We start from the raw sequence: 18,789 nt of genomic DNA, 5'->3' as shown, positions 1-18,789 counted from the left end.
CACACTCAAGGGCACGCTCATGGACGCACCCCGGGGCGCGCGCCGGCCGGCTGCCACACCGGCGTGCTGCGGCCCTGCAGGATGTCGCTGAACAGGCGCAACTGGCCTTCGGTGGTGGCGTCCCAGCTGAACAGCTCGGCGTAGCGGCGCGTGTCGGCGCGCTCGGGCGGCGCGGCGCGCAGCGCCTTGACCGCGTCGGCCACGCCCAGCGGCGTGCGCTCGCGCATCAGTACGCCGGCCGCCGGCGCGGCCACCACTTCGGGCGTGCCCCACACATTGCTGGCCACCACCGGCGTGCCGCACGCCATGGCTTCCAGCAGCACATTGGCCCAGCCTTCGCGGCTGGAGGCCAGCACCATGGCGTCGGCCGCGTTGTAATAGCGCTTCAGTTCGGGCTGCGCCACCGGGCCGAGGAAGCGCACGCGTGCGGACACGCCCAGCTGCGCCGCCAGCGCTTCCAGCTTGGCGCGGTCCGGGCCGCTGCCGGCGATCAGCAGTTCGGCGTCCGGCAGCGCCGGCAGCGCGGCGATGATCAGTTCGTGCCCCTTGCGCTCGATCAGGTAGCCGACCGACAGCAAGGTGTAGCGGTTCAGGCCCAGTTCGCTGCGCACAACGTCGCGTTCCGGCAACGGTGCAAAGCGTTGCAAATCCACACCGTTGCGCAGCGGCGTCACCCGGTCGGCGTCCACGCCGAGTTGCACCATTTCATCTTTGAGCGCCTGGCACACGGTGATCATGCCCTGTGCGTTGCGTGCAGCCCACAAAATCATGCGCTTGGGCAATGAATATTGCGGTATCAAATTGATGTCCGTGCCGCGCGCGGTGATCACCACCGGCTTGTTGAAGTACTTGCCGAGCATCACCGCCGCCACGCCGTCCGGATAGAAGTAGTGCGCGTCGATCAGGTCGAAGTCGTAGCCCTCGTCCAGGATGCGGCCGATTTCGCGCTTGGCGGCCCGCGCCAACAGCAGCGGCGCCACCCGCATGCCGATCTTGGGCAGGCTGATATAGCGCGGATGGCTTACCCGTATGCCGTGCCGCTCCTCGTGGCGCGGCACTTTGGCGTAGCTGGCGTACTCGCCGAAGCGCGGGTTGGTTGATGGAAACCATGGCACTGGAGCAACAACGCGGGAGGTGGCCTTGCCGCTGGCCAACAGGTAGCGCAGCCGGGTTTCGACGAAGATGCCGTGGCCTGCATGTTGCTCGTTGGGAAATAAGGTGCTGAAGGTGAGTAGCTTCATTTTCTGAGGTAAGAACCGGTGGGCGTTACGCCGCACTGCGGCACGTTTACTGATAATAAAATTGAAAGTACAATTACGCAAGAGCTACGCTTGGACGGCCAAGCGCAATCCGCCTCTCGCCTCTACCGGCGTTCAGTCTACAGGCACGATAAATGAATATTTCAGTGATAGGCTCGGGCTACGTTGGTCTTGTGACCGGAGCCTGTTTTGCCGATGTCGGCAACACCGTTTTGTGCCTGGATGTGGACGAGCGCAAGATCGCCCTCCTCAACAGCGGCGGCATTCCCATCCATGAACCCGGCCTCGACGCGCTGGTGGCGCGCAACGCGGCCGCCGGCCGGCTGCTGTTTACCACCAGCTACGACGAGGCGGTCGAGCACGCCGACGTGATCTTCCTCGCGGTCGGTACCCCGCCCGACGAGGACGGCAGCGCCGACCTGCAATACATCCTGGCGGCGGCGCGCAGCATCGGCCAGCGCATCACCCGGCCCGTGATCGTGGTCGACAAGTCCACCGTGCCGGTGGGCACCGGCGACAAGGTGCGCGCCGCCATTGCCGGCGAGCTGGCCAGGCGCGGCGCCGCCGTGCAGTTCGACGTGGTGAGCAATCCCGAATTCCTGAAGGAAGGCGCGGCGCTGGAAGACTTTACGCGTCCGGACCGCATCATCGTCGGCAGCGACAACCCGGCCGCGCTCAAGCAGATGCGCCAGCTGTACGCGCCGTTCAGCCGCCAGCACGAGAAGTTCATCGAGATGGACGTGCGCAGCGCCGAACTGACCAAGTATGCCGCCAACGCCATGCTGGCCACCCGCATCAGCTTCATGAACGAACTGGCCAACCTGGCCGAGCTGCTGGGCGCCGACATCGAGCAGGTGCGCCTGGGCATGGGCAAGGATCCGCGCATCGGCCCGCAGTTCCTGTACGCCGGCATGGGCTACGGCGGCTCCTGCTTCCCGAAGGACGTGAAGGCGCTGATACGCACCGGGGCCGACTTCGACCAGCCGCTGCGCATCCTGCAGGCCACCGAGGACGTCAACGAGCGCCAGAAGAGTGTGCTGTTCGACAAGCTGGTGCGCCATTTCGGCAGCGCCGGCGCGCTGCACGGCAAGACCATCGCACTGTGGGGCCTGGCCTTCAAGCCGAACACCGACGACATGCGCGAGGCGCCCAGCCTGGTGCTGATCCGCGCGCTGTTCGCGGCCGGCTGCAAGGTGCGCGCCTACGACCCGGTGGCGAGCAAGGAGGCCGAGCGCCTGCTGCTGGCCGAACACGGCCAGGCGCGCTGCAAGGACCTGCTGTTCCTGGCCGCGTCGGCCAAGGAAGCGGCGGCCGACGCCGATGCGCTGGTGCTGGTGACCGAGTGGAAGGAGTTCCGCTCGCCGGACTTCCGCTACCTGGCCGCCACGCTGCGCGACAAGGCGGTGTTCGACGGCCGCAACATCTACGACCTGGAAGCGGTCACCGCTGCCGGCCTGTCCTATGAAGGCATAGGGCGCATCAACCACGCGCTGAATACGTGAGCGGGGATCCGATGCAAAGCGCATTGCGGAAAGTCCTGGTGACGGGTGCGGCCGGCTTTGTCGGCAGCGCCGTCGCCGCACGGCTGGCGGCCATGGGCCACATCGTGGTGGGCTGCGACAACTTCAACGACTATTACGATCCGCGCCTGAAGACCGGCCGGGTGCAGTCCCTGCTGGCGCCCGCCGGCATTGCCTGCCACAGCGTGGAGCTGGCCGACGGCGCGCAGGTGCAGGCGCTGTTCGAACGCGAGCAGCCGGCGCTGGTGGTGCACCTGGCCGCGCAAGCCGGCGTGCGCTACTCGATCGACAATCCTGCCGCCTATGTGCAGTCCAACCTGGTGGCCTTTGGCCACATGCTGGAAGCGTGCCGCCACCACAAGGTGCAGCACCTGCTGTACGCCAGCAGCAGCAGCGTATACGGCGCCAACGCCAGCCTGCCCTTCAGCGAGGACGACAAGACCGACGCTCCGGTGTCGATGTACGCCGCCACCAAGAAGGCCAACGAGCTGATGGCGCACTCCTACAGCCACCTGTTCGCCCTGCCCGCCACCGGACTGCGCTTCTTCACCGTGTACGGCCCTTGGGGCCGCCCGGACATGGCCTATTTCAGCTTTGCCGAGAAGATGATGCGCGGCGAACCGATACCGGTCTTCGCGGAAGGCAAATTGAGCCGCGACTTCACCTATATCGACGACATCGTCGAAGGCGTGGTGCGCCTGCTGCACAAGCCGCAGCCTGCCGCCGGGGCGAATGGTGAAGACCGCGTGCCGCACACCGTCTTCAACATCGGCAACCACCAGCCTGTGCGCGTGCTGGAGTTCATCCAGACGCTGGAGCGGGTGCTGGGCGTGAACGCGAACATGAATTTCCTGCCGATGCAGCCGGGCGACGTGCCGGCCACGTACGCGGCCATCGACAAGCTGCGCGACTGGGTCGGCTTCGCGCCGACCACCACGCTGGAAACCGGCCTGTCCCGTTTCCGCGACTGGTATCTGCCGTGGCGCGCCGAGCGGGATACGCTCGCGCCGGCCGCCAAAAACAATTGAAAGGATTGCCGTGAAAATTTCTGTTTTCGGACTTGGCTACGTGGGCGCCGTCTCGTGCGGCTGCCTGCCCGAACTTGGCCATGAAGTGATCGGTGTCGACACCAATCCGCTCAAGGTGAAGATGATCAACGACGGCCAGTCGCCGGTGGTGGAGGAAGGCATCAACGAGCTGATCTCCAAGGCCGTGGCCAGCGGCAAGCTGCGCGCCACGCACGACGTGGAGGACGCGGTGCTGAACTCGGACGTGTCGCTGATCTCGGTGGCCACGCCGTCCAACCCCAACTACTCGCCCAACCTGACGGCGGTGGACGCGGTGGTGCGTTCGATCGGCGCCACTTTGCGCAAGAAAAAAGGCGCGCACGTTATCGTGCTGCGCAGCACCGTGCCGCCGGGCACCACCGAAGAGCGCATCCTGCCGATCCTGCTGGAAGCGTCCGGCCGCAAGATAGGCGAAGGCCTGTCGCTGGTGTTCAACCCCGAGTTCCTGCGCGAAGGCAGCTCCGTCAAGGACTTCCACAATCCGCCGCAAACCGTGGTGGGCAGCCTGGGCGAAGCGGGCTACGAAGCGATGGAGGCCATGTACCAGGGCCTGCCGGGCAAATTCGAACGCACCACCACGCAGATCGCCGAATCGGTGAAGTACCTGTGCAATGTGTTCCACGCGATGAAGATCGTGTTCGCCAACGAAGCCGGCTCGGTGCTCAAGGCCTGCAACCTGGACGGCCGCGAAGTGATGAAGATCTTCTGCCAGGACACGCAGCTGAACATCTCGCCGGCCTACCTGCGCCCCGGCTTCGCCTTCGGCGGCTCCTGCCTGCCGAAGGAAGTCAAAGGCTTCCTGACCATGGCGCGCGACCTGGACGTGCCGATTCCCACGCTGTCGGCCCTGCTCGACTCGAACGAGGCGCACATCAAGCGCGCTTACGACATGATCGCCAAAAACGGGCGCAAGAAGGTGGCGCTGTTCGGCCTGGCCTTCAAGCCGGGCACCGACGACATGCGCGACTCGCCGCTGGTGGTGCTGGCCGAGCGCCTGCTGGGCAAGGGCTTCGAACTGGCCATCTTCGACCGCTTCGTCAAGATCAGCCGCCTGCTGGGCAAGAACAAGGAATTCATCGAACAGGAAATCCCGCACCTGGACAAGCTGCTGCGCGACACGCCGGAAGCGGCGCTGCACGACGCCGAAATCATCGTCATCGGACATGCCGACGCCGAGGCGCGCCAGGCCATCGTTTCGCGCGCCAAGGGCCGCCGCATCATCGACCTGTCCGGCTACGCCGAGCTGCGCGACGCGCCGGGCGCACTGTACGAGGGCATTTGCTGGTGAACGGTTCCAAGCCGAAGCTGGTCTTCATCTCGCCCGTGTTCCTGTTTCCGAACGACGCGGGCGGCAAGATCCGCAGCACCAATATCCTGCGCGGCCTGAAGGGCGGCGCCTTCCACGTGACCTTGCTGAGCGCGGCCACGCCGGAGCAGGCGCGCCGCTGGAGCAAGGAAATTGCCGGCGTGTGCGACGAATTCGTGCCGTGGCAGCCGGCGCCGCACCGCCCCATGTGGCGGCGCGCCTTCGACCTGCTGGGCAGCCTGCCGGTGAATGTGGCCAACGACAGGACGCGCCCGGGCATGGACGCGGTGCGCCAGCTGGCGCAGCGGCCCGATGTCGACCTGATGGTGTTCGACTTCGTGCATTCGGCCGTACTGCGTCCGGCCACCCTGCGCATGCGCAGCACCTGCTTTACGCACAACGTGGAGGCGGAAATTTTTGCGCGCCACGCGAAGCAGGCGCGCGGCCCGCACAAGCGCTGGCTGTGGGGTTCGCAGCACACCAAGATGGCGCAGTTCGAAGGCGACGCGCTGCGCAGCTTCGACAGCGTGATCGCGGTCTCCGAGCGCGACGCGCGCTTCTTCAAGGACGCCTACCAGGTGGCCGAGTCGTACGCGATTCCCACCGGCGTGGACCTGGATTTCTTCTCCTACCAGGACCCGCCGGCGGTGGACGCGGCCACGCCGCCGACCGTGGTGTTTACCGGCTCCATGGACTGGGCCGCCAATATCGACGGCATCCAGTTTTTCCTGGGCCAGGTATGGCCGAAAGTGCTGGCGGCGCGGCCGGAAGCGCGCTTCGTGATCGTGGGGCGCAACCCGCCGGCCTCGCTGCAGGCGCTGGCGCGCACCACCGCCAACGTGGAGTTCACCGGCTTTGTCGATGATGTGCGCACTTATGTGCACAAGGCGCATGCCTTCGTGATCCCGCTGCTGGTGGGCGGCGGCACGCGCATCAAGGCTTTCGAGGCCATGGCCATGGGCTGCCCGGTGGTGTCGACCGCGATCGGCATCGAGGGGCTGGATGCGGACAAGGACGTGCACTACCTGGAGCGCGACGATCCGGCCGCCATGGCGGACGCGGTGCTGCAGCTGCTGGCCGACGGCGCGCTGCGCGACGGCCTGGCGCGGCGCGCGCGCCAACTGGTGGAAGAGCGCTTCGGCCACGAGAAGGCGGCGCGGGTGTTCGAGGACATCTGTTTGCGCACGCTGGCACTGCCGGCGGCGACCGAGGCCGCGTGAAGGCCGGCGGGTTACACGTCCGGCAGGCAGGGCGGGTTAGCGGCGCAGCCGCGTAACCCGCTTTTTTTTAAGCCGCCATTTCCTTGCGCAGGAAGGCTTCGAACATCAGCAAAGTCCAGATCGGCGCGCTGTAGTCGCGGCGGCCGGACTGGTGGTGCTCCACCAGCTCGTGCAGGAAGGCCTTGTTGAATATCCCCGTGTCGGCCAGCATCGGCCCGAGCAGCGAGTCGCGCACGCGCTGCGCCAGCGGGCCCCGGAACCACGCCGCCAGCGGCACGGCAAAGCCCATTTTCTTGCGGTACAGGATGTCGTGCGGCAGGTGCGCCTCCAGACTCTTCTTGAACACGTACTTGCCCTCGCCGCCGCGCAGCTTCATGTTCGACGGCAGGCCGGAAATCCATTCCACCAGCTTGTGGTCCAGCAGCGGCACCCGCACTTCCAGGGCGTGCGCCATCGAGGCGCGGTCGACCTTGGTCAGGATGTCGCCCGGCAGATAGGTCTTCATGTCGATGTACTGGATCAGCGACAGCGGATCGTCGGTGGGCGACTTGGCGGCATGGCCACGCATCACGTCGATGGCGCGGTAACCTTGCAGGCCGGCGCGGAAGCTCGGGCTGAGCAGCTTGTCGCGCATGGCGTCGGACATGATGGTCACGCCGTGGAAATAACCCTCCACCGCGTCGCGCGCCAGCGCCTCGAAGGTGGTCTTGGCGCGGAACACGCGCGGCGCCCAGTCGGCCTTCGGATACAGCCGGCCCAGGGTGCCGAACACCGGCTTGCGCAGGCTGTCGGGAATGCGGCCGCGCACGTTCTGCTCGGCCATCGCATAGCGGTAGCGGCGGTAGCCGGCCAGGTTCTCGTCGCCGCCGTCGCCCGACAGCGCCACCGTGACGCGCTTGCGCGCCAGCTGGCACACGCGGTAGGTCGGAATCGCGGAACTGTCGGCGAAGGGTTCGTCGTACAGGTGGGCCAGCGTGTCGAGCAGGCCGTAGTCGTCGGTGTCCACGGTCTCGGTGTAGTGGTCGGTCTGGTACTGCGCGGCCACCATGGAGGCGTACTCGGATTCGTCGTAGGCCTTGTCGTTGAAGGCGATCGAACAGGTGTGCACCGGGCCTTCATTCAAGCCGGCCATCATCGCCACCACCGCGCTCGAATCGACGCCGCCGGACAGGAAGGCGCCCAGCGGCACCTCGGCCACCAGGCGGATCTTGACCGCCTCGCGGATGCGGGTCAGCAGCTCTTCCTGCGCGTCCTCGTCGGACATGGCGCCGTGCAGCTTGAACGGCACATCCCAATATTGCTTGGGCTGGGCCATCGGCGCGCCGACTTTTTGCAGCAGGGTGAAGCCGGGCGACAGCTTGAGCGCGCCCTTGAAGATGGTTTTCGGCTCCGGCACGTAGCCGTAGGCGAAGTAGTCTTCCACTGCCTGCGGATCGATCTCGCGGTTCAGTTGCGGCAGGGTGCGCAGCGCCTTCAGCTCGGAACTGAAAGCGAAGAAGCCGTCCGGCAGCATGGTGTAGTAGAGCGGCTTGACGCCCATGCGGTCGCGCCCCAGGAACATCACCTGCTGGTTGCGGTCCCACAGGCCGAAGGCGAACATGCCGCGGAAGCGGTGCACGCAGTCCTCGCCCCACTCTTCCCACGCGTGCACGATCACCTCGGTGTCGCAGCGGGTGCGGAAGGTGTGGCCCAGGCCCTTCAGTTCCTCGGTCAGCTCGCGGTAGTTGTAGATCTCGCCGTTGTAGCAGACCATCACGCTGCCGTCCTCGTTGCCCAGCGGCTGCAGGCCAGCCGCCACGTCGATCACCGACAGGCGGCGGTGGCCGAAGCCCACGCCCGGCTCGATGTACAGGTCGGCCTCGTCCGGGCCGCGATGGTGCTGCGTTTCATTCATCCGCGCCAGCAGCGCGCGGTCGATTTCGCGCGTGCCGCGCGTATCAAACATTCCGACTATTCCACACATGATGTCCCGCGCTTTCCAGTTTCAGTATCTATTAACGCTGCTTACTTGCGTCTGTTCGCATCCAGGGCGGCATCCACCCGGGCCAGGTTCGCAGCGAGGAATTCGCGCATCGCGGCGCGCGCCAGTTCCGGCTTGTCTTCGAACGGCGAAAAGACCATGACGGCGGCGCCGTCGTCGCTGCCGGTAAGCACCTTCTGCTTCACCTGCAGCACTTTGCCGAGGTAATCGTTGGCGGTGTAGCGGCCGTCGACCCAGTACCAGTTCCACACCAGCATGCGTCCGCCGGCGCCCGCCAGCGTGCTCTCGCGCACGGCCAGCATGCGGCCGCCCACGTTCTCCTCGCGCAGCGCCGACGCCACGCTCTGCCAGTGCGGATCCTTCTCCGCCGCCATGCGGTTCACCGAGCTGATCAGCTTGGTATTGTGGTCCTGCTTGCGGTAGTAGCGCAGGTGCACGCCGACCGGATGGCCGGCCCCGAGCGCGTAGTACTGCTGCAGTTCGGCGCTGGCCGCCGGATAGCTCGGCGACCATTGCACGAATGGCGTGGTTTGCGGCCAGGCGGCGGCGAAGCCGGACAGCTCGGCGGGCGCCGCCGCGCCTTCGCGCTGCTCCAGCCAGGCCGCGTACGCCGGCCAGACGCCGACGCAGACGGCAATGGCCAGCACGGCGGCGGCAAAGCGGCCGAATGGCGCGCTGGCGGCCGACGCCGCCGCCTCGGCGGCGGAGCGCGCCGGCGCGCTCTGCTGGTCCGGCGGCGCATCCTCGCGCCACAGGCTGCCCAGCCAGAACAGCAGGAACATCACCACGCCGAAGAACAGCCAGCCGTAAATCAGGTGGTCGACGCCGACCGCCACTGTCATGCCGCTCAGGTGGCCCAGCATCACGATCATGTAGGCGCGCAGGCCGTTGGCCAGGATGGGCACCAGCGCCGAGGCCAGGATGAACAGCGCGCGGCGCCAGGTGCTGCGGAAGGTCAGGTAGGCATACAGGCAGCCCAGCGTGACCGAGGCGATCAGGTAGCGCACGCCGCTGCACGCCTCCACCACCGACCAGTTGCCGCTCGGGATGGAGAAGTTGGTGCCGTCGCGCAGCACCGGAATGCCGGTGGCGCGCAGCGCCCACACGGTGAAGTCGGCGGTGACGCCGATCAGCGGATTGATGAAGATGTCGCCGAAGGGCACGGCGAACAGCAGGAACGCCAGCGGGAAGGCCAGCGCCCAGGCGATGCGCTTGCCCAGCAGCGCCAACACCACCAGCGGCAGCATGGCGACGAAGGCGTAGTGGCGCACGATCTGCACGTCGCCGAATTCGGCCAGCAGCCAGCCGGCGCCGCAGGCGGCCAGCAGCAGCAAGGCCGGCCAGTACGGCGCGGCGGGCAGCTGCGCGATGGCGTCGCGGCGCTGCCACACCAGCCACAGGCTGATCGGCACGATCACGTAGCCGTGGGTGAAGGTGCCGGAACTGTCCCAGATCTCGACGATGGAGCGGGCGGTGGCGAAATAGGCCAGCAAGGGCAGCAGCAGCGTCACCACGGTCAACAGCAGCAAGGCCTTGCGCGCGCCGGGCATGGGAGCCGGCGCGGAGCCTGGCCCGGCGGCGGCGCCGGCCGCATTGGCCGCGTCGGCGGCGCTTGGCAGGATACTGGATGTCATGCTTCTTTCCTTACAGGGCGGCCGGCTTCCAGCAGTGCACAGACCTGGGCCAGATGGCTGTTCCAGCCATACAGATGTTCAACGGTGGCGCGCGCGGCGGCGCCGATGGCCGCCTCCGGCCGTTCCAGCGCGCCGTTCACGGCGTCGATGAACGCGTGCGCGTCGGCCGCCAGCAGCAGTTCGCGGCCCGGTTCGGCCTGGATGCCTTCCAGCGCCTGCGGCGACACCACCACCGTGCGCGCCATGGCCATCGCCTCCAGCACCTTGTTCTGGATCCCGCGCGCGATGCGCAGCGGCGCCACGCACAGCGCGGCGTGCGCCACGTAAGGCCGTACGTCCGGCACGGTGCCGGTGACCACCACGCCGGGCAGGCCGGCGAGCTGCTGCACTTCGGACGCGGGCCGCGCGCCGACGATGTAGAACACGGCCTGCGGATGGCGCGCGCGCACTGCGGGCAGCACCTCCTCGGCAAACCAGGTGACGGCATCGATGTTGGGCCAGTAGTCCATGGCGCCGGTAAACACCAGCGCCTGCTCGCCCTGCGCGTAGGGGGTGGCGTAGTCGCCCTGCGGCGAGAAGTACACCGTGTCCACGCCGTTGCTGAAGTGGCCGGTGCGCGCCGCGCTTTCCGGCGCCAGTTTGCGGAACAGGTCGGCCTCCGGCTCGGACACGAACAGCGCCGCGTCGCACTCGCGCGCCACGCGGCGCTCGTAGGCCAGCAGCTGGCGCGCCTCGTGCGCGTACAGCATGCTCATGGGCCAGGACTTCTTCTCGGCGTACTGGCGCCACTTGTCGGAATCGACGTCGACGAAATCGACCACCCGCGTGGCGTCCGGATAGGCCTCGGCGTACTGCGCCATGGCCGAGGAGAACACCACGATGCGGCTGATGCCTTCGCGCTGCACGGTGCCGTCCACCCAGCGCCGCAGGCCCGCGTCGCGATAGTAGTCCAGCGACAGCGAGCGGTTGCCCAGCAGCGCACCGAGGCTGCGCACGCGCGCCTGCTTCGGATGCAGCGGCGCGAAGTGCGCGCTGGCGGTCAGCGCTTCCAGGCGCGGCACGTGCTGCCAGTCGTCCTCGTCGTCGACAAAGGTGGCCAGGTGCACGCGGTAGTGCTCCGCCAGGTGCTTGAGCAAATGGTAGGAGCGGATCTTGTCGCCTTTGTTGGGCGGGTACGGTATCCGGTGCACCAGCAGGAGCAGGTTGTCCATGGCGCTATCCCAGGCTGCGGACGATATGCGGTCCCAGCAGATTGGCCACCGGCAGCGGCAGCTTCTTCCACAGCTTGATGAAGAGCTGGTACTTCGGATTGAGCGGATTGTTGTCCGGCAGCTCGCTGGCCGCGTGCATCTGGTACTCGTAGGCCAGCGGGGTAGCGCTGAAACCCCAGTTCTTCTTGAAGTCGTAGGCGCCGGTGCCGAGCTTGCTGCGCCCGAAGTCGAACAGCCGCACGCCGCGCTCGACCGACGCTTCCATCAGGTTCCAGTACATGAAGTCGTTGCCCGCCACCTCGCGCGCGATCGGCATGCTGCCGCCGTAGTAGGGCAACACCTCGTCGCGCCAGAAGAAGCTCATCACGCCGGCCACCGGCTCGCCGTCCTTGACGATGATGCGGATTTCACACTGCTCGCCGAACAGTTCCTTGATCAGCGCGAAGTACTTCTTCGGGAACACCGGCGTGCCCAGGCGCAGCACGCTGGTGGCGTAGATGTGGAAGAAGCGGTCCACGGTCTGGTCGATTTGCGCCGTGAGGCCGCACTTGATGCCCTTGCGTACCATCGCGCGCTGCTTGCGCGGGATGGCGTTCATGTTTTCCTCGTGGTTGGCGCTGATGGCTTTGCGGAAGGTGACGTACAAATCCTTCACGTGCCAGCCCGGCTTGCCGGTCGGTTCGATGTTGCGGTATTCCAGGTGGCCCACGCCCAGCTCGCCGGCCAGCTTGGCGGCGGCCGCGTCCAGCATGGCGCGCGCGTGGTCGTTCAGCGCCACCACGCCGCCGTGCACGCAGAATGGCAGCGAGCTGAGCGAGTGGCCGAACAGCCGGCTCTTGATCTGGCACAAGCCCAGGATGCCCTGGATCTGGCCGTCCTGCTCGACGTAGTAGAACCAGGTCTTGTGGCCGTAGCAGCGCTGGATCAGCGTCTGCCATGCGCTCAGGTGGAAGAAGGTGGCCTGCGGCGCGGCGCGCACGAAGGCGTCCCAGCGGCCGTGGTCGGCCGGGGTCAGCAGTTTCAGGGTGGCGGCGGCGGCCGGCGCTTGCTGCTGCGGCACTGCGTCGATGACGGAACTCATGGCTTGCCCAGGAAGATGCGGTCCATGCGGTCCCACGCGAAATCGCGCGTGAGCGCCTGGATGCGGCCATCCATCCTGGCCAGGTTGACGTAGTGGCGGAAGCGCGTCTTCAGGTTGATGCCGTCCGGACGCGGCTGGCCAGGGTCGATCTCCCATGGATGGAAGTAGAAGATCGCGGGCTGGCCGTCCTCCTGGTTCACCTTGCGCATCATCCAGCGCGACAGCGAATACGGCAGCAGGCGGAAATAGCCGCCGCCGCCGGCCGGCAGGTTGCGCGAGCCCATCCGCACGGTGGTGATCGGCACTTCCAGCAGGCCGCCGGCGTTTTCCGGATGCCAGGCGAAGCGCGGCGCGTCCGGCATGCCGTAGTGGTCGTGCTGCACCGGGTAGATGCTGGAACTGTAGCGGTAGCCCGCTTCCTGCAGCGCATCGAGCGCCCACAGGTTGCCATGGCCGATGGAGAAGCTCGGCGCGCGGTAGCCCAGCACCGCCTGGCCGCCCAGGTCCTCCAGGATGGCCTTGCTGCTGCCGATGTCCTGCATGAAGGCGGCGCGGTCCTGGTCCGAGGCGCGCAGGTGGCCGTAGCCGTGGCTGGCCAGCTCGTGGCCGCCGGCCACGATGCGCTTGACCATGGCCGGATAGCGCTCGGCGATCCAGCCCAGCGTGAAGAAGGTGGCGTGCACATTGCCCGCTTCCAGGATGGCCAGGATGCGGTCGATATTGGCTTCCACGCGGCACTCGCGCTCGGGCCAGCTGTCGCGCGCGATATAAGGCGCGAAGGCGGAGACCTGGAAGTAGTCTTCCACGTCGATGGTCATGGCGTTGCGGATTGGCGCGCGGGCCGGGTTCTGGACGTGGTTCATGATGTCTTGCATCCGTTCTGCATCCACGCTTGCAGCGCGGCGGCGATACGCACGGCGGCCTGGCCGTCCCAGAAGCGCGGCACGCGGCCGGCCTTGCCGCCGCCGGCCATCACTTCGGCGTAGATGGCCAGGATGCGCTGCGGATCCTGGCCGGCGATGGTGTTGCTGCCCTGCGCCACCGTGATGGGACGCTCGGTGTTGTTGCGCAGCGTGATGCAGGGCACGCCCAGCGCGGTGGTCTCTTCCTGGATGCCGCCGGAATCGGTCAGCACCACGCGCGCCTGCTTCATCAGTCCCAGCATTTCCAGGTAGCCCATGGGCGGCAGCAGCAGCACGTTGTCCGTTTCCACCAGGTGGTTCAGGCCGGCCTGTTCTATCATGCCGCGCGTGCGCGGATGCAGCGGGAAGATCACCGGCGTGCGCTGCGCGATCACGGCCGCCGTCTCGAGCAGGGTGCGCAGCACGGCCGGGTCGTCCACGTTGGACGGACGGTGCAGGGTCAGTACCGCGTAGCCTTCGGCGCCGTCGGCCAGGCCGGGACGGCCGGCATCGGCCACGATGGCGGCGGCGGGCACGGCGCGCGGCAGGTTGCGCACCAGGGTGTCGATCATCACGTTGCCGACGAACTGGATGCGGTGCGCCGCCACGCCTTCGCGCAGCAGGTTTTCTTCGCCGCTTTCCTCGGTGGTAAACAGCAGGTCGGAAATCTGGTCGGTCAGCACGCGGTTGATTTCCTCCGGCATGGCGCGGTCGAAGCTGCGCAGGCCCGCCTCCACGTGGATCACCGGCACGCCCTTCTTGGCCGCCACCAGCGCGCAGGCGATGGTGGAGTTGACGTCGCCCACCACCAGCACGGCGGTCGGCTGCACCTCATCCAGCGCAGGTTCGAACTTCCTCATCACCTCGGCGGTCTGCTGCGCGTGGCTGCCGGAACCGACTTCCAGGTTGATGTCCGGCGCCGGGATGCCGAGCGCCTCGAAGTACTGGTGGTTCATTGCCACGTCGTAATGCTGGCCGGTGTGCACCAGCTTGACATCCACCTGCGGGCGCAGCGCGGACAGCGCCGCCATGATGGGCGCCATCTTCATGAAATTGGGGCGCGCTCCCACCACGCACAGGATGCGGAAGGCGCTCATTCGTTGTTGTCCTGCACCGCGCCGTTGGCGGCGCTGGGGCTGGGGCCGGCGCCGGCGCCCATGCCGGCGCCGGCCGGCGGCGCGGCAACGATTTTCTTCAGGATGTTGAGCACCGATCCCATCGACCGCTCGAGCCGCATCATGCGCTCGTCCATGCCGTCCGGGTAGGCCGAATTGACCACCGCCATGTCGGCCTCGTCGACCTGCACCTTGGCCGGCTCCGGCGGCGCCTGGAATTCGGTGGCGATGTCCTTGATCACGTCTTCCACGTGGGCGCCGGTGAACTCGTGCAGCTCCTCCAGGAAACCCATCAGCAGCAAGCGGTCGCACAGCGCATTGGTCATGCGCGGGATGCCGCCGGTGTAGCTGAAGATGGCGGCGTGCGCCTCCGGCGTGAAGGCCGGGTCGTTGTTCCAGCCCACCGTGTGCAGGCGGTGCTCGATGTAGGCCTGGGTTTCCTGCGCGTCCATCGGCCCCAGGTGGTAGGTGGCGATCACGCGCTGGCGCAGCTGCTGCATGTCCGGGCTGTGCAGGGTGGCGCGGAACTCGGGCTGGCCCAGCAGGAAAGTCTGCAGCAGCGACTTGTCGTCGGTCTGGAAGTTCGACAGCATGCGCAGCTCTTCCACCGTGCGCGGCGTCAGGTTCTGCGCCTCGTCCACCACCAGCAGCGCGCGGCGGCCCTGCTGGTCGCAGGCGCGCAGGAAGGCTTCCAGCCGGGTCAGCAGCGTGCTCTTGCTGGCGTCCTCGCTGGGCAGGCCGAAGGCCGCCAGCACCATGCGCAGCGTGTCTTCCGAGTTGAGCGCGGTGTTGACGATGTGCGCCGCCACGATCTGCTGCGAGGACAGCGTGTTGAGCATGTTGCGCACCAGCGTGGTCTTGCCGGCGCCGACTTCGCCGGTAATGACGATGAAGCCCTCGCCCTGCGACAGGCCATACTCCAGGTAAGCCATGGCCCGCTTGTGGCCCTTGCTGCCGAAGAAAAAATGCGGGTCCGGCCGCAGCCGGAACGGTTTGGCGCTAAGGCCGTAGTAACTTTCGTACATCCTTGCCAGACTCCACTAGAACTGCTTGCTCACGGACGCCGAAATGGCGTTCTCGGTGTAGTCGCGCCCGGCGACTGCGGTCACGCCCTTGACCCGGCGCACTTCCAGGTTGCCGTTCACCTTGCGGGCGAACTGGCGCGTCAGGCTGAGCCTGATGGAGCGGTTGTTATCGCTGCGGTCCTGCGTCAGCGATTCGGACCGGTTGACGGTGCCGGTCAGATTGAGGCCGGTGCGCGGGGACAGGCGCCAGTTGAAGGTGGCGGTGGCGCCGCTCTGGCGCGTATTGTCGTTCAGCGTATTGGTCGAGCCGCCCAGCAGGCCGGCATCGACGTCCAGCAGCGACAGGCCGTTGCGGCGCGAACTGACCAGCGCCAGCACCAGCGTGCCGCGCGCACTGTTGAAGGCGGCGGTGGCCTGCAGCTGTTTCTGCAGCATGTAGCGGTTGCTCAGGTAATTGATGCTGTTGGCCAGCGACGGCGGCAGGCCGGCGGCGATGATGTAGGCTTCAACCGCCTGGCGGCGCGCCGCCGCGTCCGGTATCTGGGCCTGGAACAGCTGGTCCAGCAGGGCGAAGGTATTGACCGCCGACGGCAGCTGGAACTGCGAGCGGGTGGTGGTGACGGCGTCGCTGTAGGTCAGCGACCAGACGCTGGTGCGGGTGCGGTGGTTGGCAGACAGGAAATAACTGTCGCCGAAGTAGCGCTTGCCCACGTTGAGCTGCACGCTGGTGCGCCCGCTGGGACGCCAACTGCCGCCCACCGACCAGTTCTTGCCCTTGGTCACGCCGCCCAGCGACTGGTAGTCGTACTTGTCGTAGCCGCCGGTCACCGTCAGGGTCAGCTGCGGCGAATACAGGTAGTTCAACGTGCCCAGCATGTTCTGGCTGCTCGAGCTTTGCGCGATCGAGTCGTCCAGGTTCTGGCGCGTGTAGTACAGGTTCCAGCCGATCTGGCGGTAGGCGCTGCCGCTGGCCAGGTTCAAGGTCACCTGGTCGCTGGTGCTGGTGCCGAAATCGCTGCGGTCGGAACTGACCCTGTCGCGCGCATAGCGCAGTTCGGCGTTGGCCTGCGAGCCGAAGCGGTGCAGCAGGTAGGGGCTGACGCGCCAGGTCTTGATCTCGCTGCTGATGCCGGGCGCGAACGGGTTGGCCGGCGTGCCGCCGACGTTGGGGCCGAACGCCGACACGCCCTGCTCGGAAATGCTGGCGCTGCTGTCGAGGAACAGCTTCTCGCTGATCAACTTGGCTTTCAGATCGGCCTGCAAATTTTGCTGGCCGCTGTTGGCGTTCTGGCCGTTCGGGCCGCGCAGATTCGAATCGGCGTACTTGTAGAAATGCTTGTTATAGCTGGCGCGAAAGTCGATGCGCGGCCCCTGGTTTTGCAGCACGAAGCCGGGCGTGAGCTCGCTGATGAACTGGCTGCGCTCCTGGCCTTCGGCAGCCAGCATCACGTTATCGGTCCAGGTCTCGCGCAGGCTGGCGTTGGGGGCGAAGGTCCAGTCCGCGCGGCTGGGCTGCGCCAGCGACAGCGCAGCCAGGCCCACCGCTGCCGCCAATCCAGTGCGGCGCGGTTTAGCCATAGTGATAGTCATAGGTTTCGGTGCCGGGGAATTCTCGGGTCTTGTTGTAGATCAGGTTCACATTGTTCAAGCCTTCGAGCTGGCTCAGCGCTTCCTTGACCGCGTGCTGGGTGGTGCGCTCGGCTTCCACCACCACCACGATCTGGCCCATGTGGCCGGCCAGCACGTGCGCTTCGCTGGTCAGCAGCAGCGGCGGCGAATCGAAGATGACGATACGGTCCGGATAGCGGTTGGCGATCTCGTAGACCAGCGAGGTCATGGTCTGGCTGGCCAGCAGCTCGGTGGCGCGCGGGTTGCTGGTGCCGGCCGGCAGCAGGGTCAGCGTGTCGACGTTGGTGCGCAGCATGACGTCGGCCATGTCGACCTTCTCGTCCAGCAGCAGGTCCATCAGGCCGCGCTGGACCGGCAGGCCCAGCGTGCGCAGCACCGAAGGGCGCGCCACGTCGGCGTCCACCAGCAGCACCGTGTGGTCCAGCTCCATCGCGATGCTCATGGCCAGATTGATCGAGCAGAAGGTTTTTCCTTCGCCGGGCAGCGAGCTGGTGATCATGATCAGGTTGCCCGGCTTCTCGCCGGCCGGGCGCGGGCCGAAGGCGCGCTTGATCAGCGGGCGCTTGATGACGCGGAAGTCCTCCACCAGGGTGGTGCGGCCGCCGGCGGCGGTAACCAGGCCGATGTCCTGCATGTGCTGCAAGTCCAGTTCCACGCGGCGCGGGCCGCGGCGCGGCGCGCCTTCGGCCACGGCGGCGTCGCCCGACGGGGCGGCTGCCGGAGCAGATGCCGCGGAGACGGCTGCAACCGGAGCGGCTGCGGGCGCGGGCGCGGCTGCGGCCACTGCGGCGGCGGGCGCAGCTTCCTGCGGGGCGGCGGCCATGGCGGCAGCCACGGCGGCGGCGTGGCCGGCGTCCTGGACGGCCGGGGCGGCCGCCGGCGCGGCGCTATCGGCGGCCGGCGCGTCCTTCGGGTGCTCTATGCGGCTGGCCGCGCGTTCAATAATGCTCATCGGATTCCCCGTGGATCTATCAGATTGGTTTCAGCAGCAAAGCCGCCATCACGCCGCCATAGGCGGTAAACAGCACCGCCACCGCGGCGCTGAAGGCGTACAGCCGGCGCCGGCGGCGCACTTTTTGCTGCTCGGTCCAGTTCATGCTGATGGTGCCCAGGATGGGAACGCCGGTAATGCTGCGCAAAGCGGACTGGCTGACAAAGGTCGGCCGGATCTGGCTCATCAGCAGCGCCACGCCCAGGCCCATCAGCAAGGCTGCGCCGAACACCATGGACATCAGGCGCGGACGGTTGGGGCCGATCGGCAAGGTCGATGCGGTGGGCGGGTCGATCACGCGGAAGCTCAGCATGTCGGTGGCCGAAGTCAGGTCGCCGGACAGGCGGGCCGCCTCGCGGCGCTCCACCAGCTTGCTGTAGTTTTCCTTGTTGATCTGGTAGTCCCGGTTCAGCTGCGCCAGCTGGGCTTCGACTTCCGGCGCCGCCGTGCTCTGGCCGCGCAAACGGCCCAGACGCGCACTGTACTCGTCCACGCGCGCCTTCAGCGACGCCACGCGCGCTTCCTCCACCGACAGCGCGACGTTCATCTGCTGCATCATGGGGCTGTAGTTGATGCCGGGATCGGCGCTGCGCACGCGCTTCTTGGCTTCTTCCTTCTTGCGCGCTTGCAGTTGCGCCAGCAGGCGGCGGTTCGACACGATGTCGGGATGCTCTTCCGTGAACTGCAGGCGCAGCGCGTCCAGATTCTTTTCGACGGTCTGGATGCGGCCGTCGAGTTCCGGATTCAAGCCTTCATCCTGCTGCGGGATGGCCTGGGTCAGCGGGGCCGGCTCTTCGCCGCCCATCTGGCGCTTGATGGCGTTGCGGGCCTGCTCGGCCTCGGCCAAT

15 protein-coding genes are annotated in these 18,789 nt (G+C 67.0%); 4 read left to right on the top strand and 11 right to left on the bottom strand.

The annotated features are described in order from the left end of the window. Nucleotides 1-17: 17 nt before the first annotated feature. Nucleotides 18-1,241, bottom strand: coding sequence for a glycosyltransferase family 4 protein (locus tag AC6H42_RS04500; protein ID WP_057158481.1), 1,224 nt, complete (start codon nt 1,239-1,241; stop codon nt 18-20). Nucleotides 1,242-1,393: 152 nt separating this feature from the next. On the opposite strand from AC6H42_RS04500, the gene AC6H42_RS04495 reads away from it, so the two are divergent. Genes AC6H42_RS04495 through AC6H42_RS04480 form a run of 4 tightly spaced genes read left to right on the top strand, consistent with a single transcriptional unit; the run spans nt 1,394 to nt 6,372 of the window. Further along, a complete protein-coding gene (locus AC6H42_RS04495; RefSeq protein WP_057158482.1) occupies nt 1,394-2,761 on the top strand; it encodes a UDP-glucose dehydrogenase family protein in 1,368 nt (455 codons plus the stop codon). Between the two features lie 11 nt (nt 2,762-2,772). Then, nucleotides 2,773-3,807 (top strand): NAD-dependent epimerase/dehydratase family protein, encoded by a 1,035-nt coding sequence (locus AC6H42_RS04490; RefSeq protein ID WP_497547493.1) that lies wholly within the window; start codon nt 2,773-2,775, stop codon nt 3,805-3,807. A gap of 10 nt (nt 3,808-3,817) precedes the next feature. After that, nucleotides 3,818-5,134, top strand: coding sequence for a nucleotide sugar dehydrogenase (locus tag AC6H42_RS04485; protein ID WP_057158484.1), 1,317 nt, complete (start codon nt 3,818-3,820; stop codon nt 5,132-5,134). Then, nucleotides 5,131-6,372 carry a glycosyltransferase family 4 protein gene (locus AC6H42_RS04480; protein WP_157201186.1) on the top strand — a complete coding sequence of 414 codons (1,242 nt, stop codon included), beginning with the start codon at nt 5,131-5,133 and terminating at the stop codon, nt 6,370-6,372. The genes AC6H42_RS04485 and AC6H42_RS04480 overlap by 4 nt, the downstream gene beginning before the upstream one ends. 67 nt (nt 6,373-6,439) lie before the next feature. On the opposite strand, the gene AC6H42_RS04475 is transcribed toward AC6H42_RS04480, so the two are convergent. The 10 genes from AC6H42_RS04475 to AC6H42_RS04430 form a co-directional block, all read right to left on the bottom strand. Beyond that, nucleotides 6,440-8,335, bottom strand: a complete 1,896-nt coding sequence (locus AC6H42_RS04475; protein WP_057158486.1) for an XrtA/PEP-CTERM system amidotransferase — start codon at nt 8,333-8,335, stop codon at nt 6,440-6,442. A 41-nt stretch (nt 8,336-8,376) separates the two neighbouring features. Then, nucleotides 8,377-9,987: an exosortase A gene (gene xrtA, locus AC6H42_RS04470; RefSeq protein ID WP_497547492.1), complete on the bottom strand. Its 1,611-nt coding sequence runs from the start codon at nt 9,985-9,987 to the stop codon at nt 8,377-8,379. Continuing rightward, nucleotides 9,984-11,198, bottom strand: a complete 1,215-nt coding sequence (locus AC6H42_RS04465) for a TIGR03087 family PEP-CTERM/XrtA system glycosyltransferase (protein WP_057158487.1) — start codon at nt 11,196-11,198, stop codon at nt 9,984-9,986. Before AC6H42_RS04465 ends, xrtA begins: the two co-directional genes overlap by 4 nt. Before the next feature lie 4 nt (nt 11,199-11,202). Further along, the gene (locus tag AC6H42_RS04460) at nt 11,203-12,279 is read right to left on the bottom strand and encodes a FemAB family XrtA/PEP-CTERM system-associated protein (RefSeq protein WP_057158488.1); all 1,077 of its coding nucleotides are present in this window, start codon (nt 12,277-12,279) and stop codon (nt 11,203-11,205) included. Next, nucleotides 12,276-13,142: an XrtA system polysaccharide deacetylase gene (locus AC6H42_RS04455; protein WP_057158489.1), complete on the bottom strand. Its 867-nt coding sequence runs from the start codon at nt 13,140-13,142 to the stop codon at nt 12,276-12,278. The genes AC6H42_RS04460 and AC6H42_RS04455 overlap by 4 nt, the downstream gene beginning before the upstream one ends. Beyond that, nucleotides 13,139-14,278, bottom strand: a complete 1,140-nt coding sequence (gene wecB, locus AC6H42_RS04450; protein WP_057158490.1) for a non-hydrolyzing UDP-N-acetylglucosamine 2-epimerase — start codon at nt 14,276-14,278, stop codon at nt 13,139-13,141. Before wecB ends, AC6H42_RS04455 begins: the two co-directional genes overlap by 4 nt. Beyond that, nucleotides 14,275-15,321 (bottom strand): XrtA/PEP-CTERM system-associated ATPase, encoded by a 1,047-nt coding sequence (locus AC6H42_RS04445; protein WP_497547491.1) that lies wholly within the window; start codon nt 15,319-15,321, stop codon nt 14,275-14,277. Before AC6H42_RS04445 ends, wecB begins: the two co-directional genes overlap by 4 nt. 15 nt (nt 15,322-15,336) lie before the next feature. Then, nucleotides 15,337-16,899 carry a TIGR03016 family PEP-CTERM system-associated outer membrane protein gene (locus AC6H42_RS04440; protein WP_497547490.1) on the bottom strand — a complete coding sequence of 521 codons (1,563 nt, stop codon included), beginning with the start codon at nt 16,897-16,899 and terminating at the stop codon, nt 15,337-15,339. Continuing rightward, nucleotides 16,892-17,902, bottom strand: coding sequence for an XrtA-associated tyrosine autokinase (locus AC6H42_RS04435; protein ID WP_057158493.1), 1,011 nt, complete (start codon nt 17,900-17,902; stop codon nt 16,892-16,894). Before AC6H42_RS04435 ends, AC6H42_RS04440 begins: the two co-directional genes overlap by 8 nt. Nucleotides 17,903-17,921: 19 nt before the next feature. After that, nucleotides 17,922-18,789 (bottom strand): XrtA system polysaccharide chain length determinant (locus AC6H42_RS04430; RefSeq protein ID WP_497547489.1); only part of this gene is annotated, 868 nt, incomplete at its 5' end.

It is taken from the genome of Massilia sp. NBRC 108631, from assembly GCF_059704565.1.
This window is presented reverse-complemented; position numbering and strand designations above follow the sequence as displayed.